The following is a 14,915-nucleotide window of genomic DNA, read 5'->3' as shown; positions in this document are numbered from 1 at the left end:
GCGTCAGCCCGTGGCGTCCAGGGCCTCGGCACGGTCCGACAGAGCCCGCAGCAGCCGGTCGTGCAGTGCGGGGGCCGCGACGAGGAAACTGTCCGAGCCGGATGTCCACGGGCGGCCCTCGGCGTCCGTGACGACGGCGCCCGCCTCCCGCGCGATCAGGGCGCCCGGAAGCAGGTTGGCGTGGTCGCGGCCGAACTGCCAGAAGGCGTCGAGACGTCCGGCGGCGGTGTCCGCGATCTGCCAGCTGGTGGGGCCCAGATTGCGTACGGCACCCACGAGCGGCAGTACGGCGGTCAGGGACCGGCCCGCCTCCTCGGCCGCCCCGGGGTGCCGCCCGATGAACGGAGGCTGACTGGTGGCCACCAGCGCGGCCGCCGGGTCGGTCTTCACCGACGGCGCGATCGGCCGGCCGTCGCGCGTGGCGCCGCCACCGCGCGAGGCGAGGTACGTCTCTTCCAGCAGCGGCGCGTGCAGGGCGGCCGCCACCGGCTCGCCGTCACGCACCAGCGCCAGACTCACGCAGAAGTACGGCAGATCCTGCAGGAACTGCACGGCCCCGTCGATCACGTCCACGACCCACACCTCCCCGTGCGCGGGCAGCACGGCGAGCCCGTCCAGCTCCGGCGCCCAGGCCACCCCCGGCCGCAGGCCGTCGAGGTGACGCCGCATCAGGGTCACGGCCGGTGCCTCCAACCCGTCGTACATCTGGGCGAGTTGGGCGAGCGAGGTGGCCGGCGCGGGACGCGGGGTGGCGAGCAGCAGCTCACCGACCTCGTGCGCGGCCGCGGCCATGGGAGCGAGCAGTTCCTGGTCTTCCGGGCGTGTCATGTCGGCTCCTGTCCGGGGATCGGTCGGTGCTCACGATCCTCCGGCGACGAGACCCGTTCCCGACTCTCCGTGCCCTCGTGGTGAGCGATACTGCCATTCATGAGCATGGATTCGGCGGACATGGTGCTCGACGAGCGTGATCAGCGGCTGATCGCGGCACTGCAGTGCGACGGGCGAGTGACCGCGGAGCGGGCCGGTGCGGTGCTGGGGCTGAGTCCGCGTACGGTGCACCGGCGCTGGCAGGCGCTGACGGCCGACGGGGTGTGCCGGGTGGTGGCGCTGCCGGTGCGCCCGGACGCCATCGGGGCGCTGTTGCTGCGGATCCGTGTCCTCGGCGGCAGAATCGACGCACTCACGGCGGCCCTCGCTGCCCGTCCGGACGTCCCGTTCATCGACCTGTCGGCCTCGGGCGACGAGATCCTCGCCGTTTCCTGGACCCGGCCCGGCAGCCGGGACCATCTGGTGTTCCGGGAACTGCCCGCCTCCCGCGCCGTCACCTCGGTGTCGGCCGACACGATCCTGCACGTCTTCGCCGAGGCCTCCGACTGGCGGCACGCCGTGCTCAGCGACACCGAGCGCAGCGCGCTGACGCCGGTCCGGGCGACCGCTTCACCGGGCGAGCCGGACGAGGTCGACCGCGACATCCTGGGCGTGCTGGAGGAGGATGCCCGGACGCCGGCGGCTGCCGTCGCGGCGCGCACCGGTCACCCGGAGTCCACCGTGCGTCGCCGCATCGCGCGGCTCACGCACACCGGGCGACTGCTGACCCATGTCGTGACGGACCCCAAGCGGCTGGGGCTCGGCATCGACGCCAACGTCATGGCCCGCGTCCCGCCCGGCCGCCTCGACGCCGTCGGACGGGCCCTGGCCGGGCACGCCGCGGTGCACGGCGCCTTCGCCACCACCGGTGTGCACAACCTGCATGTGGCCGTCTGGGTACGGGACCTGACCCGTCTGTACCGGTTCATCACCGAGGACCTGGGCGGACTGGGAGTCGAGAGCGCCGAGACGGTGATCGTCGGCCAGGCGGTCAAGCGCCCGGGGCGGCCGACGCCCCGGCGTCACGCATCGCGGGCCTAGGTTGCGTCTCTCCGTTCGTGGCCTCGCTGCGGACCCGCAAATAGTAGCCATGTACATAGTAGTCATGTACCGTATTCCGCGTGAGTTCAGCAGCACGGCACTTCACCGAGAAGGAGCAGTCATGACCACCACCGCACCCACGGTCAACGGCCGGGTCATAGCCCTGGCGCACAATGCCGGGCGTGCCCTCCTGGAGGGCGTGCTGGCCCGCCACGGCGCCACGTTCCACCAGAGTGTGACGCTTCGGGCCGTCGTGGTCGCCGGCGAGTCCATCGGCCGCGACGAGCTCGTCGCCGACGTCACCGGCTCGCTGAAGACGGACGCGTCCGTCGTGTGCCGCGCGATCGAGGAAATGACGGGCGCGAAGCTGCTGGAAGGGGACCCGGCGGAGGCGTCCCGGATGCGGCTCACGGACGCCGGACGGGACCTGTACGAGAGCACCACCGCCGAGACCGCCGAGATCTCCGCCAGGCTGTACGCCGGTATTCCGGCCGAGGACCTGGCGATCGCGGGCCGTGTGCTGGACCTGATCACGGAGCGGGCGAACGCCGAGCTGGCCGGCGCCTGAGTCAAGGACTCTTCAGCCAGGCAGTCCTCGTACGAACTCGGCGACCAACGTCGCCACCGCTTCCGGAGTCTCCAGGTTCATGGGGTGGGTGGCGTCGATCCGCTTGGCGCTGATCGTCGGCCTGGCGTGAGAGAGCGCGGCCAGCTCATCGGAGACACCTCGCGCGAACCGGGCACTGAATTCGTTGAACCACTCCATGCCGGGCGCAGGCGGAATCCGTCGGCCGGCCTGTACCAGCAGCAGCGGGCAGTCGACCCCGTCCAGCCATGTGGTGACACCGAGCGCGCCGAGCCTGTGGAGTTCGTCGAGGATCTCCAGCGCCTGCGCCCGCTCGGGCAGCCTCTGCCACTTGCCGTCGGGCAACTGGCGTACGGCCGCGCGGGTGGCGGCCTCCGCACGGTCGGCGGGAATCCCGAACCGGGCGGAGTGGATGACCTGCTCCTCGATGTACTCGGGTGGCGCGATGATCGCGGCCGACGCCAGCAGCCCCGCACTCACCCGTTCGGCGCCGGGGTACTCGCGTCCCCACCAGAAGCCGTCGAGATTCACGGCGGCACGGGCACGGTCCGGTTTCGCCCGGGCGTACTCGACCGCGATCAGTCCGCCGAGGGAATGTCCCACCACTACGGCCTCCGACACGCCATGCGCGTCGAGCGTGTCCGCGATGTGCCGCACCACGGTGGGGATGGTCCAAGGGGAGATACCAGGAGAGCGGCCGTGCCCGGGAAGGTCGACGGCGAGGACGCGGTGTCCGCCGGTGAGCAGGGCCGCCGAGGCGTCCCAGTCGGTGAGTGACCGTCCGTAACCATGCAGGAGAACCAGTTCCGGGCCGTCGCCCCCATGGTCATGAAGATGTAGGAGTGTCATTGGGCTTCACTGTAGGGGGCACACAGCGTTTCGAGCGCCGGATTTCGGCCTGCACCGTCATCGCGAGCTGATGGAGCGTGGACTCCAGACGCGTGGCAGAGCGGAGCTCGATCTCGGCGAGGTGCGGTGATGCTCTCTAACGGCACAGTTCGTCGCCCAAGGCCGTGCGCGCGTACCGCACCGTACGCCCGCTCCGGGTCCGGCTGAGCAGCCCCGCGTCATAGAGGACGGCCAGGTGCTGACTGACCGCGCCGGGGGTGACGTTCAGGCGGTGGGCGAGTTCGGTCGTGGAGGCCGGTTCGGCGAGGAGGCTCAGCAGGCGGGCGCGGGGGCGGCCGAGGAGTCGTATCAGGGCGCGGTCGGTGACCGGTGGCGGTGCCTCGGAGAGGGTGGCACGGCCGCGGGCCGGATAGATGAGCACCGGCGGGCGTGAGGGGTCGATCACCGTCTGGGCGCCGCGGGCGAAGAGCGTCGGCATCAGCACCAGGCCGCGTCCGGCGATGCGGATGTCGGCCGGCGGCCAGGGGGCCGTGTCGCGGGTGCGGGTGAGCCGGAGCTGGTCGCCGGTCCACACGAGCCGCGAGTCGAGTCCGGCGAAGAGCGCCGCCGCCCCCTGCTCCGCCAACGCCCTTGCCTGATGGGCGAGATCGGCCTCCAGGATGCTCTGCACACGCGGCCACCAGCTGTCCTGGAGGCAGGTGTGCCAGTAGGCGTCGACGGCGCCGGTGAGCCGGGCGAGGAAGGCCGCGGGGTCGGTCAGACCTCGCGCGACGACCCGTGGGAACGCGTCGTCGGTGCGGTACGTGGCGTGGAAGTCGGCGATGACGACCTCCGACGGGGTGCCGCGGACCTCGTCGAGTTCCTCGGCGAACGTGGGGCGGGCGCGGGCGGGGCGCGGGGTGAGGAAGTCTGGCACCCACAGCCAGGGGGCGATCAGGGCGGTGAGCAGTTCGCGATCGAGGGAATCCAGGCGCGGGCGGATCCGGCGCAGCCACGGCCGGTGGTGCGGGTACCTGGCCGGGTCGTGCAGGCAGCGCAGCGAGAACACCACCTCCTGCAGCGGGGAGTAGGCGAAGGAGGTGGTGGCGAGGTCGCCGACGGCGAAGCGGAACTCGATCATTTGAGCGCCACGCTAAATCATTGTCGGAGACCGGTGACGACGGGGTTGGCTGTCGGGCATGACCACGACACCTGTCTCACCCGCCCCGGACCAGCACGGCAGTGCCGAGGCGAGCCGCGCGACCCGTGCGGGCGGCCTGCTCCCGGCCGACCCGGTCCTGCGTCTCGCCACTGTGCTGACCGCCGTCAACTCCCTCGGCAACGGGCTGTACTTCCCGCTCGGCATCCTGTACTTCACGCGCATCGTCGGCCTGGACGCGACCGCGGTAGGGGTCGGCATGACGGTGGCGGGTCTGGTGGGTGTCGCCGCCGGGGTGCCCGCCGGGCGGGCCGCGGACCGATGGGGTGCCCGGCGGCTCGGGGCCCTGCTGTGGGGCGGCACCGGCATCGCCACGGCCGCGTACACCCTGGTGCACTCCTACGCCGGGTTCCTCGTGACCGTGATCTGCGCCACGGCGTTGCAGATGGCGAGCCGTGGGGTGCAGGGGGCGCTCTACGCCGACGTGCTGCCTGCGGCGACGCGGGTGGAGGCACGGGCGTATCTGCGGATGGTGACGAACGTCGCGATGGGCCTGGGCGGCGCGCTCGGCGCGGTCGCCCTCCAACTGGACACGCGGGGCGCGTATCTGACGGTGATCCTGGTGAACGCACTGTCCTTCGCCGGCCCCGCGCTGCTGGTGCCGCGGATGCCGCTGGCATCGCATGTGCGCGAACGGGCGCCCCTGGACGCCGACGCCCCGGCCACCGACCGCTGGCGGGCGGTGCGTGACCTGCCGTTCCTGGCGGTGACCGTGCTCAACGCGGTGCTGGTCGTGCAGTACACGCTGTCCGAGGTCGGGCTGCCCCTGTGGATCGTGGAACGGACCGAGGCTCCGCGCTGGACCGCGGCGCTGCTGATGATCGTCAACTGTGTGCTGGTGGCGTTCCTCCAGGTGCGGGTCGCCCGCCGTGCCTCCCAAGTGCCCAGTGCGGTACGGGCGATGGGCTGGGCGGGGCTGCTGCTGGCGGTGTCGTGCACGGTGTACGCCCTGTCCGCGGGCCTGTCCCCCGTGTGGGCGGTGCTGTCGCTGACCGCCGGTGCGGTGGTGCAGGTCTTCGCGGAGGTGCTGTCGGCGGCCGGTGGCTGGACCCTCGGGTACGAACTCGCCGACGCCCGCGCGCACGGCGTGTACCAGGGCGTGTTCGGCAGCGGGATGTCGGCGGGGATGATGGCGGGACCGGCCCTGGTCACGGTCACCGCGATCGCCCACGGCACGCTCGGCTGGGCGGTGCTCGGCGTGGTGTTCGCCGCAGCCGGGCTCGCGGTGGCCCCCGCCGTGCGCTGGGCCCAGCGGGACGGCGCCTGGCGGGGCGAACCGGCCTGACGCCGCACCTGCGTCGGTCACGGGGACGCCTGTCTCCCATCCGGTGTGTCGAGGTCGAGTGCCGCGCCGCGCAGGGCTGTTGCCACGCGGGTGACCGGTTCGGCCGGCGGGTGCGGCAGGCGGGCCAGGAGCAGGCGGCGCTGCTCCTGAGGACCCCCGCGGACCGGCAGGATGCGCACACCCGGCGGTGCGGCGGGAGCGAGTGAGGCGGGCACGGTGGTCAGTCCGCAGCCGGCGGCGACCAGCTGGAGCTTGGCCAGCCAGTCACGGGCGGTATGGGCGATGTCGGGCCGCTCGTCCAGGCCCGGCCACACCCCCATCAGCCCGTCCCCTCCGGAGGAGGAACCCGCGATCCAGCGCTGACCGCGCAGGTCCGCCACGTCCACGAAGTCGACGCGGGCGAGCGGGTGGGTGGCGGGCAACGCGAGGCGCAGGGCGCGCTCGGTGAGCGTCCGCAGCACCAGCGGGGGTGACTCGGCGTCCGGCGGCCGGAACGGCGGCGCCGACGCCAGCAGCGCCAGGTCCAGGCTGCCGGCGCGCAGGGCACGCACCAGGGCCGGGGTGCTGCCCTCCCGGCCGACCACGTTCAGGCCGGGGTCCGTGCGGCGCAGCGCGGTCAGGGCCCTGGGCACCAGCACCGCTCCGGCGCTGGGGAACCAGCCGAGCCGGACCGTCCCGGCCTGCCCGGGAAGGCCGGACAGTTCGCGCGCGGCCGCGTCGATCTCGTCGAGCACGACCGTCGCCCGGCGCATGACGACACGGCCCGCCGCGGTCAGCCGTACGCCGTCGCGCCTGCGTTCCAGCAACTCCGCGCCCGCCGCCCGCTCGATGGCGGCGATCTGCCGGGACACCGCCGACTGGGTGTAGCCCAGCGATGCGGCGGCCGCGGTGAAGGTTCCCTGCTCGGCCACCGCGCGGAAGACGCGCAGTGCCGTGAGCGACACGTCGGTGAAGTCCATGACGTTTTCGCATACTAGCCGTGCATAACTTTCGTTGGACTCATGGCGCACGCGTTTCTAGCGTGGCAGGCATGAACACTTCGCGAATCGCCCTCGTCACGGGCGCCAACCAGGGACTGGGCCGCGCGCTCGTCGAGGGGCTGGCGGCCCGTATGACCCCCGACGACCTGGTCCTGCTCACCGGCCGCGACCCGCGGCGCGTCCGCGCGGCCGCCGCCGAGGTGGCCCAACTGCCCACCACCCGCGGTCAGGTCCAGGGCCGGGTCCTGGACGTCACCGACACCGAGGCCATCGACCGCCTGGCCGGTGAACTCCACCAGCAGTACGGCGGCGTCGACGTGGTGATCTCCAACGCGGTCGCCCGGGTGCTGCCCGACGAGTCGCAGTCCGAGCGCGCCGACGAGTTCATCGACGTCTCCAACACCGCCACGCACGCGATCCTGCGTTCCTTCGGTCCCGTCCTGCGCCCGGGCGGCCGGCTGCTCGTCGTGGCCAGCAGCCTGGGCACGCTCGGTCACCTCGATGCGCGGCTGCGCGATCTGTTCGACGGCGCGAGCCTCGACCAGGTCGAGTACGCCGTCGAGTCCTGGCGCAGCGCGGTCCACAGCAGGACCGCGGAGGAGGCAGGCTGGCCGCGCTGGCTCAACGTGCCCTCCAAGGTGGCGCAGGTCGCCGCCGTCCGCGCGGTCGCGGCCGAACGCCGCACACACGACCTCGCCACCGGCACCCTGATCGCCTCCGTCTGCCCCGGCATGGTCGACACGGCCACCTCCCGCCCCTGGTTCAGCGACTACAGCCACGCCCAGTCTCCCGCCGAGGCCTCACGGGCCGTGCTCGACCTGGTGTTCGCCGAAGGCGTCGACCCCGCGCTCCACGGCGAGCTGGTCCGCTTCGGCAAGCCCTTGCCCTGGCACGACGGCACGCCCCTGGTGGAGCAGGACCGGATGCTCACGCCCTGAGTCACGGTTCGCGGTGCTCGTGTGCCGCCTGTTCCAGTGCCGCCGCCTCCTCCTGCGCCACGCGTGTCTCGGCCTCCACGTCGATCGAGCGGGTCAGCCACCAGTACAGCGCTGCGGAGACCGGCAGGCCGATGAACAGGGAGATGTCGGCTCCGCCGAGCGCTGCGGCGGCCGGGCCGACGTACAGGGTTCCGACGGAGAAGAACGGGATCATGACGGCGAAGCCGACCAGATACGCGGTGATGCCGCGCCAGCCCCAACGCCCGTAGATGCCGTTCGGGTTGAAGATCTCGGCGACGGCGTAGTGCCCGCGGCGTACGACGTAGTAGTCCATGAGGTTCACCGCGGTCCACGGGATGAACAGGTAGAGCACCAGCAGCAGGAAGTTGTTGAAGTTCTCCAGGAAGTTGGAGGTCGCGGCGAGGGCGCCGACCAGGGAGAGCGCCGCGGTCAGGCCGATGGTCAGCAGGCGCACGCCGAGCGTGGGGTGCACCCGCTTGAACGAGTCGATGGCGCTGATGAGGGTAAGCGAACCGCCGTACATGTTCAGCGCGGTGACGGACACCAGGCCCAGGGCGGAGAAGAGGAGCACGATCGCGCCGAATCCGCTGAACACCTTGTCGCCGGCGGCGTTGATCGAGGCGATCGTCTCGAAGTCCTTGCCGGCCCAGGCCGCCAGCAGCGATCCGAGCACCATCAGCCAGATACCGCCGAGTGCGGAGCCGAAGTACGTCCAGTAGAAGGTCTTGCGGACCGTCACGTCCGGCGGGAGGTAGCGCGAGTAGTCCGAGACGTAGATCGCCCAGCTGATCTGGTAGCCGGCGACCACGCCGAACTGGGCGAGGAACGGCGTCCACTTGAAGGCGCCTAGGTCGAAGGAGCCCGCCGGGTAGTGCAGGGTGACCAGGACGCCGATGGTGAAGATGCCGAAGATGAGGAGGAAGGTGTAGGTCAGGAACCGCTCGGCCTTGTGGATGACGTCGTAGCCCACGAGCGCGATGACGAGCGCGACCCCGGTGACCACGACCACCCACAGCCTGGCGCCGCCGTGCACCGTGGTGTGCAGGGCGTCGGCGGCGAGGACGCTGTTGAAGACGTTGAATCCCGCGTACTGGATGTAGGCGAAGAGCCACACCAGGAGGGCGCCGACGTAGCCGAACTGGGGACGCGACTGGATCATCTGGGGCAGGCCCAGCTGGGGGCCCTGGGCGGAGTGGAAGGCCATGAAGAAGGTGCCGATCAAGGTACCGGCGACGATGGCCAGCAGCGACCAGATGAGGTTGCCGCCCTCGGTGATGCTGATCAGCCCCACCGCGAGGGTGGCGATCTGGGCGTTGGACATGAACCACAGGGGGCCCAGATGCCACAGCTTGCCGTGCCGCTCGTCCAGGGGGACGTAGTCGATCGACCGGATCTCCAGGCCCGCCACTCTCGGCTCAGCTGATGTACTCATGACGCCTCCCGGGCCCGGTGTGCCTCTCTGGTCGCTTCCTTCCCCGCGGGTGCGGACGGCAAGCCGCTCCGGTGTTCACGCAGCGTGAGGAGCGGTCGGGTTCAGTTCGCGTGTGCCCGTTGTTGTTCTGCTCACAATTCATGCCTGAAAGGGCCTGTCGTGGCAGGGGTCACTTCGCGGAGCGGGCGTTTTGTTTACGTTCGCAGTTCTGTGTCCCTGTCCCCCGAACTGCCGAGGCCCCTCCCCATGGCGTACCGAATCCGCTCCTCGTCGCACCCCCGAGGCCCCCGCGCGGCGATCATCGGCGTGCTCGCGGCCGCGACGTCGGCACTGCTCGCGGCCGGTGCTCCGGCCCCGGCGTCGGCGGCCGCGGCCACCGTGTCGACCGGGTCCGGCTCCACCCCGGCCGACTTCGCCACGTCGGTGCAGGCCAAGGGCAAGGCGCGCGTGACGGCCGCGGTGCTCGACCTGGACGGTTCGGGCCGCACCCCCACGGTGTACGGCGACGACACCGCCTACGACACGGCGAGCATCATCAAGGTCGACATCCTCGCCACGGCGCTGCTCCAGGGGCAGGACTCCGGGCACGCCCTGACCACGAAGGAGCGCGCCCAGGCGGAGGCGATGATCGAGCACAGCGACAACGCGGCGGCGAACTCCCTGTGGCGGCGCATCGGCCTCGCCCCGGGTCTTCAGGCGGCGAACAAGCGGCTGGGGCTGACCTCCACCCAGGGCGGCCCCGACGTCAGGTGGGGGCTGACCCGGACCACGGCGAGCGACCAGATACGGCTGCTGCGCGCGGTGTTCGACACCGGGCCCGCCCCGAAGGCGGGCTCCGCGCCCGCACTCAGTGACACGTCCCGCGGCTACATCCGTACGCTGATGGGCCGCATCGCCGACGACCAGTCCTGGGGCGTCTCGGCGGCCGCCGGCTCCGAGTGGGCCCTGAAGAACGGCTGGCTGCAGCGCAACACGACCGGGCTGTGGGACGTCAACAGCGTCGGCCGGATCACGACCGGCGGACACCACTACCTCGTCGCGGTCCTGTCGGACGGCAACGCCTCGATGAAGGACGGCGTCGCACTGGTGGAGCGGGCGGCGCGGGCCGCCGTCTCCTCGACGACGGCCCACTGACGTCGGCCCTGCTCCCTACGAGGTCAGGAAGGCTTCACCGCCGACACGGCGGTCGCGGTGACCTTGTTGTCGCACTCGGCGAACTCACCGTCCGACAGGGCGACCTGGTGGGCACCCGATCCGGGCAGGCCGACCACCAGCGTCGGGTACACGGTGGGCTTCGCGCCGGACGCGCAGTAGCCGTCGCCCTCGCCCTGCACCTGGACGAAGGTCAGTTTCACCCATGCCTTGCCGCCCGGCGCGACCTTCACGCTCGACGCGGAACCGGTCGGGGTGACCTTCAGCGGAGCGTTGTGGTCGGGCGAGCCGTTGCCCGCCCCCGCCACCGACGGGTGGCCCTGCAGGACGCACGCCTTTGCGGAGACGTTGGTGAACTGGACGATCGCCGCCCCGGTGCCGGTGCCGTCCGGGCGGTTGGCAGCCTGGTAGGCCGTCGCCTCCAGGGCGGTGACCGGGCACGTCGGCGCGGTACCGGCCGAAGGGTCGGACGCCGGCGTGACGGTCGCGCCCGAAGGGGTGGAGGTGCCGCCGCCAGAAGCCTGCGAGGCAGCGGTGGCCGGGCTGCTGGGAGAGGAGGCCTTGGGGGAAGCGGCCGCGGTGGACGGGGCCTGGGACGACTTCTCGGCCGACGGTTCGCCGCCGCCCGACTGGCACGCGGTCAGCGACACGGCGGCTGCGATCGTGACCATCGCCGACGCGGTGACGCGGATGGTGTTTCGGTGCTGCATGGGGTCCCCCGATTTCGGAAGTAAACAGGTCGTCCGGCTTGGTGCCGGTGGTCACGGACAGAGACAGACCAACCTGACCAGGGGTTCCGCTGTGGATCAGCTGTGACATGGCAGTGACAGAAATTCGGCCGGATTGGCACGTAGGCACAGGGTAGGGCCGGACAGGCCCCTGCCCCGGCAGCGGCGTGGCGTGTCAGGTGCGGGCCGGGGATCGTGGTGAGGAGGGCCCCTGTGCGAGCCGGCCTGGAGGCGGGTATGACCGTGAACCGTATCGGCCTGGTCGTGCACGGCGGAAGGGCGGAGGCCGTGGCCGCCGCGAGCGCCGTGCGTGAGTGGAGCGCCGAGCACGCCGTGGAGTGTGCCGACATCGACGTGTGGCAGGAGGGCGCGCGGCACAGCGCCCGCGAGGAGCTCGACGCCGCGGGCGATCCGGATCTCATCGTCACCCTGGGCGGCGACGGAACCTTCCTGCGCGGTGCCCGGCTGGCGGCCGAGAACGACGCCCTGATCCTCGGTGTCGACCTCGGACGGGTGGGCTTCCTGACGGAGGTCCCCGCCACGGCCGTGCGCGCGGCGCTGGACGCCGTACGGGAGGACCGGATCAACGTCGAGAGCCGGATGCTCCTCACCATGCGGGCGTCCTGCCGGCTGGAGGTGCCCGATCAGGTGGAGGCGCTGGTGCACTACGCCCGTGGACCGATGCTGCCCCCGCCCCCGGTGCGCATGGACTGCGAGACCGGTGACGACTGGGGCGTCGCCCTGAACGTCACCGCGCTGAACGACATCGTCCTGGAGAAGCTGGCCAGGGACCGGCAGGTGTCGGTCGGCGTCTATCTCGCCGGCCGGCTCCTCGCGTCGTACTCCGCCGACGCGCTGCTGGTGGCCACGCCCACGGGTTCGACCGCGTACAGCTTCGCCGCCGGCGGTCCGGTCGTCTCGCCCCGCGCTGAGGGCCTCATCTTCACGCCGGTGGCCCCGCACATGACGTTCAACCGGTCGGTCGTGGCCGCTCCGGACGAGCCCATCGCCCTGCGGGTCCTGGAACGGTCGGGCCAGGCCGCCGTCAGCATCGACGGCCAGGTGCGCGGGGTGCTCAACCCCAGGGACTGGATCGGCGTGTACGCCGCTCCCCGCCGGCTCAAGGCGGTGCGGCTCGGTCCCATGGACTTCTACGGCCGGCTGCGCGAGCGCATGAACCTCACCGACGCGCCGGCCGCGCTCGCCGACGGGGTCGCCGCTCCGCTGTGGCCGGTGACCTCGCCCCCGCCGGGCGACCTGGCACACCTGGCACTGCCCACGGCGCCCGACCAGGTGCAGCGGCTTCCCTGAGGTCTGCCGCAGGGCCATCGGGGGGGGGTCAGCAACGCCCCCGATTCCATCGGCCGTCCGTACGACCCCAGGGGCCTGGGGACACGCCGTCGTCACGCAGTTCAGCGCCATCCGTGCCTACGCCACGGAGCGGCTGCGCGCATCCGGCGAGCTGCCGGGCACCCTGCGACGAGCCCTCGCCCGGCTGACCGGGCCGGCCGACCGGGGCAGCGGGGACGCGTTCGGCGACCAGGCGAGCGGCCAGCTCGCGGCGGAGCGGGACAACCTCGCCTCGGTACTGGCCTGCGCCACCGGCCACGGCAGGCCGCGCAGGCGCGGCTCACACCGGAGCCGGCCCGCGTGCATCACCAGCAGGAGCAGCCGCGGCCGCCCGCGCGCTGCTGACCGGACCGCCGCGGGAAGCCGACGGCCGGGTGACACCGAGCCCGAGACGCTCGCGGCTGACCAACCGGCAGATAGTCGAGCAACTCAGACTTTCGGTGCATATGGTCGCCATACATCCGAACAAGGCGTGCGACAAGTTGGGGCTTCGCTCGCGCACACAGACCCTGCTGCGGGCGGCCGACGAGAACCGGAAGCTTTGGTTCCGTGACATCCGTCACGCCACCCCGAGAGCTAGGCATGCCGAATAGTAGATGCCGCTCTGACGACATATGGGATTTGTCCGGCTTGGCGTGGGCGCCTGTGAGGTCGGGCAGGACGGCGTTCCACCGGCTTGGCATTTGACCCCGTTCTCCGAAACACATCGGGCTTCTGACGGGGCGACAGCAACCTGCGCAAACTGCAAACGCGGCACCAGCACGCTCCCCCGCGCTTGGCAAGAGCCTCCCGCATCTACGAAGCAAGGTAGTACGAAGGCCCTTTGCGCTCTCTGTGAGGCCTTTCTAAGAATGACGGCCCGCAGGAAGTTACCGGTGAGGTCACGCATGGCGAAGCATCGTAAGAAGCAGCACTACCGGCGGATGGTCATTGGGGCTGTCGTCCTGAGTGCGGTGGGCGTACCGTCCGTCGCCATGGCCTGTGGCAACTGGGGGAACGACGGCGGGCCCCAGGCCGGCGGTGGCGGGAACTACGCGGCCCAGAACTGGCAGTACCACGCCCACCACGCCCACCACGATCACCACCGGAAGAGCCACTGGAATCACCACTGGCAGGGCCGCGAGAGCAGCGAGCCCACCGCGGTGCCGTCGAAGACCCCGACCGTCTCCGCGCCCCCCCACAAGACCACCAAGCCGAAGCCGAAGCCCACCGCGACGCACAGCGCCCCCAGGCCGACCACCTCCGCGACTCCCACCCCGCCGAGCACCCCGAAGCCGACCGCCGCGGCCTCCGGGGTCGTCGCTCGCATCGTGGCGCTCGTCAACGCCGAGCGCAGCAAGGTCGGTTGCCCGGCCTTGACCCTGAACTCGACCCTGACGAAGGTGGCGCAGGCCCACAGCCAGGACATGGCGGCCCACCAGAACATGTCGCACACCGGGTCCGACGGGTCCTCCCCCGGCGACCGGATCACGAGCGCCGGCTACAACTGGAGCACCTACGGCGAGAACGTCGCCTACGGCTACTCCACTCCCGAGCAGGTCATGGCGGGCTGGATGTCCAGCCCCGGCCACCGGGCCAACATCCTCAACTGCTCGTTCAAGGAGATAGGCGTCGGCCTGGCGCAGCCCAACAGCTACTGGACCCAGGACTTCGGGACCGCCCGCTAGCCGGCGGACGGCAGACCTTCGGCCGCCCCCTCACGCACGGCTCGGGCCGGTGCGGGAGCTGGGGGCGGCCGGAGAGCTTTCGGTACGCGACACCGAGCATCACGGCCTGGAACAGGGCGCCCACGACGATCCCGGTGGCCGACAGGGGCTCCGGCAGCGTCAGGAACAGCCAGAACGTGGGCGCCGTGACCACGAACGGCAACAGACCGGCGAACCGTCCATGTCGAGGAACCTCCTGAGATCGTTTCCCGCTTTCAACGATCCCGGGGGACAGCGACGCGGGCCTGAGTAGCCGTCCTCACCTGCGCACACGCGGCTACCCAGGATGTCAGCGAGTGGCGGCGTCCTCGGCCATCGTGCGAGCCGCGGCCGCCTCACCCGGTGTGGTCTGGATGACCTTTGGGGCCGGCTGCTCGGACGCGCCGTCGGCGGAAGCCGCGGACTGCGCGACGCCTTCGTCCTTCATGGCCTTGGCCTCGCTCTTGAGGATGCGCATCGACTTGCCGAGCCCGCGAGCGGCCTCCGGCAGCTTCTTCGAGCCGAACAGCACGATGACGGCGAGCGCCACGATCAGCAGGTGCCAGGGTTGCAGTCCGTTGCGCAGCATCCCACCCACCCCTTCTCCACGCCGGGCAGCGGTGCGCGCCGGACGGCCGCACCTGTTGTCATGATTGCTACATTGCGCAACTGTACGACGGCTGTATCCGCAGCGGGTCTTCAGGTCAGTCGTCGGAGTCGGGCTTGGTGCGGGCCGCCGCGTACGCCTGGGCCGGTGTCATGGGGACACCGTTGAGTTCCACCGTCTTGTAGGGGCTGACCTT

The 14,915-nt window shown here is 71.4% G+C and carries 15 protein-coding genes; 7 read left to right on the top strand and 8 right to left on the bottom strand.

Going from position 1 to position 14,915, the window contains the following annotated elements; all coding sequences use genetic code 11:
- Positions 1–3 precede the first annotated feature (3 nt).
- Positions 4–828 (bottom strand): inositol monophosphatase family protein, encoded by an 825-nt coding sequence (locus ACWC5O_RS37365; protein WP_450588223.1) that lies wholly within the window; start codon positions 826–828, stop codon positions 4–6.
- A 99-nt stretch (positions 829–927) separates the two neighbouring features.
- Between ACWC5O_RS37365 and ACWC5O_RS37360 the strand changes: the two genes are divergently transcribed.
- Both ACWC5O_RS37360 and ACWC5O_RS37355 read left to right on the top strand, forming a co-directional pair.
- The gene (locus ACWC5O_RS37360) at positions 928–1,908 is read left to right on the top strand and encodes an Lrp/AsnC family transcriptional regulator (RefSeq protein ID WP_450588225.1); all 981 of its coding nucleotides are present in this window, start codon (positions 928–930) and stop codon (positions 1,906–1,908) included.
- 121 nt (positions 1,909–2,029) lie between these two features.
- Complete coding sequence (locus ACWC5O_RS37355) at positions 2,030–2,476, top strand: MarR family transcriptional regulator (protein WP_450588227.1); 447 nt, start codon at positions 2,030–2,032, stop codon at positions 2,474–2,476.
- Positions 2,477–2,488: 12 nt separating this feature from the next.
- Here ACWC5O_RS37355 and ACWC5O_RS37350 read toward each other — a convergent pair whose 3' ends face one another.
- Entirely contained in the window at positions 2,489–3,343 is an 855-nt protein-coding gene (locus ACWC5O_RS37350; protein WP_450588228.1) for an alpha/beta fold hydrolase, read from the bottom strand.
- 136 nt (positions 3,344–3,479) lie between these two features.
- Entirely contained in the window at positions 3,480–4,463 is a 984-nt protein-coding gene (locus ACWC5O_RS37345) for an ArsR family transcriptional regulator (protein WP_450588230.1), read from the bottom strand.
- Positions 4,464–4,521: 58 nt separating this feature from the next.
- Between ACWC5O_RS37345 and ACWC5O_RS37340 the strand changes: the two genes are divergently transcribed.
- The gene (locus tag ACWC5O_RS37340) at positions 4,522–5,826 is read left to right on the top strand and encodes an MFS transporter (RefSeq protein WP_450588232.1); all 1,305 of its coding nucleotides are present in this window, start codon (positions 4,522–4,524) and stop codon (positions 5,824–5,826) included.
- Positions 5,827–5,843: 17 nt separating this feature from the next.
- Here ACWC5O_RS37340 and ACWC5O_RS37335 read toward each other — a convergent pair whose 3' ends face one another.
- Positions 5,844–6,785: a LysR family transcriptional regulator gene (locus ACWC5O_RS37335; RefSeq protein WP_450588234.1), complete on the bottom strand. Its 942-nt coding sequence runs from the start codon at positions 6,783–6,785 to the stop codon at positions 5,844–5,846.
- Positions 6,786–6,856: 71 nt separating this feature from the next.
- On the opposite strand from ACWC5O_RS37335, the gene ACWC5O_RS37330 reads away from it, so the two are divergent.
- Positions 6,857–7,744 carry an SDR family NAD(P)-dependent oxidoreductase gene (locus tag ACWC5O_RS37330; protein WP_450588236.1) on the top strand — a complete coding sequence of 296 codons (888 nt, stop codon included), beginning with the start codon at positions 6,857–6,859 and terminating at the stop codon, positions 7,742–7,744.
- 1 nt (position 7,745) lies between these two features.
- On the opposite strand, the gene ACWC5O_RS37325 is transcribed toward ACWC5O_RS37330, so the two are convergent.
- Positions 7,746–9,197: a purine-cytosine permease family protein gene (locus tag ACWC5O_RS37325; RefSeq protein ID WP_450588238.1), complete on the bottom strand. Its 1,452-nt coding sequence runs from the start codon at positions 9,195–9,197 to the stop codon at positions 7,746–7,748.
- 246 nt (positions 9,198–9,443) lie between these two features.
- On the opposite strand from ACWC5O_RS37325, the gene ACWC5O_RS37320 reads away from it, so the two are divergent.
- A complete protein-coding gene (locus ACWC5O_RS37320) occupies positions 9,444–10,331 on the top strand; it encodes a serine hydrolase (RefSeq protein ID WP_450588240.1) in 888 nt (295 codons plus the stop codon).
- A 23-nt stretch (positions 10,332–10,354) separates the two neighbouring features.
- Here the strand turns inward: ACWC5O_RS37320 and ACWC5O_RS37315 are convergent, their stop codons facing one another.
- On the bottom strand, positions 10,355–11,059 hold the full coding sequence (locus ACWC5O_RS37315; protein WP_450588242.1) for a DUF4232 domain-containing protein: 705 nt from the start codon (positions 11,057–11,059) through the stop codon (positions 10,355–10,357).
- Between the two features lie 255 nt (positions 11,060–11,314).
- On the opposite strand from ACWC5O_RS37315, the gene ACWC5O_RS37310 reads away from it, so the two are divergent.
- A complete protein-coding gene (locus ACWC5O_RS37310; RefSeq protein ID WP_450588243.1) occupies positions 11,315–12,388 on the top strand; it encodes an NAD(+)/NADH kinase in 1,074 nt (357 codons plus the stop codon).
- A gap of 926 nt (positions 12,389–13,314) precedes the next feature.
- Positions 13,315–14,094, top strand: a complete 780-nt coding sequence (locus ACWC5O_RS37305) for a CAP domain-containing protein (RefSeq protein ID WP_450588245.1) — start codon at positions 13,315–13,317, stop codon at positions 14,092–14,094.
- Here the strand turns inward: ACWC5O_RS37305 and ACWC5O_RS37300 are convergent.
- Together ACWC5O_RS37300 and tatA are read right to left on the bottom strand one after the other, a co-directional pair.
- A complete protein-coding gene (locus tag ACWC5O_RS37300; RefSeq protein ID WP_450781171.1) occupies positions 14,024–14,356 on the bottom strand; it encodes an SCO4225 family membrane protein in 333 nt (110 codons plus the stop codon). The two genes, ACWC5O_RS37305 and ACWC5O_RS37300, sit on opposite strands and share 71 nt — an antisense overlap.
- A gap of 66 nt (positions 14,357–14,422) precedes the next feature.
- Positions 14,423–14,701, bottom strand: coding sequence for a Sec-independent protein translocase subunit TatA (tatA, locus tag ACWC5O_RS37295; RefSeq protein ID WP_450588247.1), 279 nt, complete (start codon positions 14,699–14,701; stop codon positions 14,423–14,425).
- Positions 14,702–14,915 lie beyond the last annotated feature (214 nt).

The sequence above is a fragment of the Streptomyces sp. NPDC001450 genome (assembly GCF_053597295.1).
This window is presented reverse-complemented; position numbering and strand designations above follow the sequence as displayed.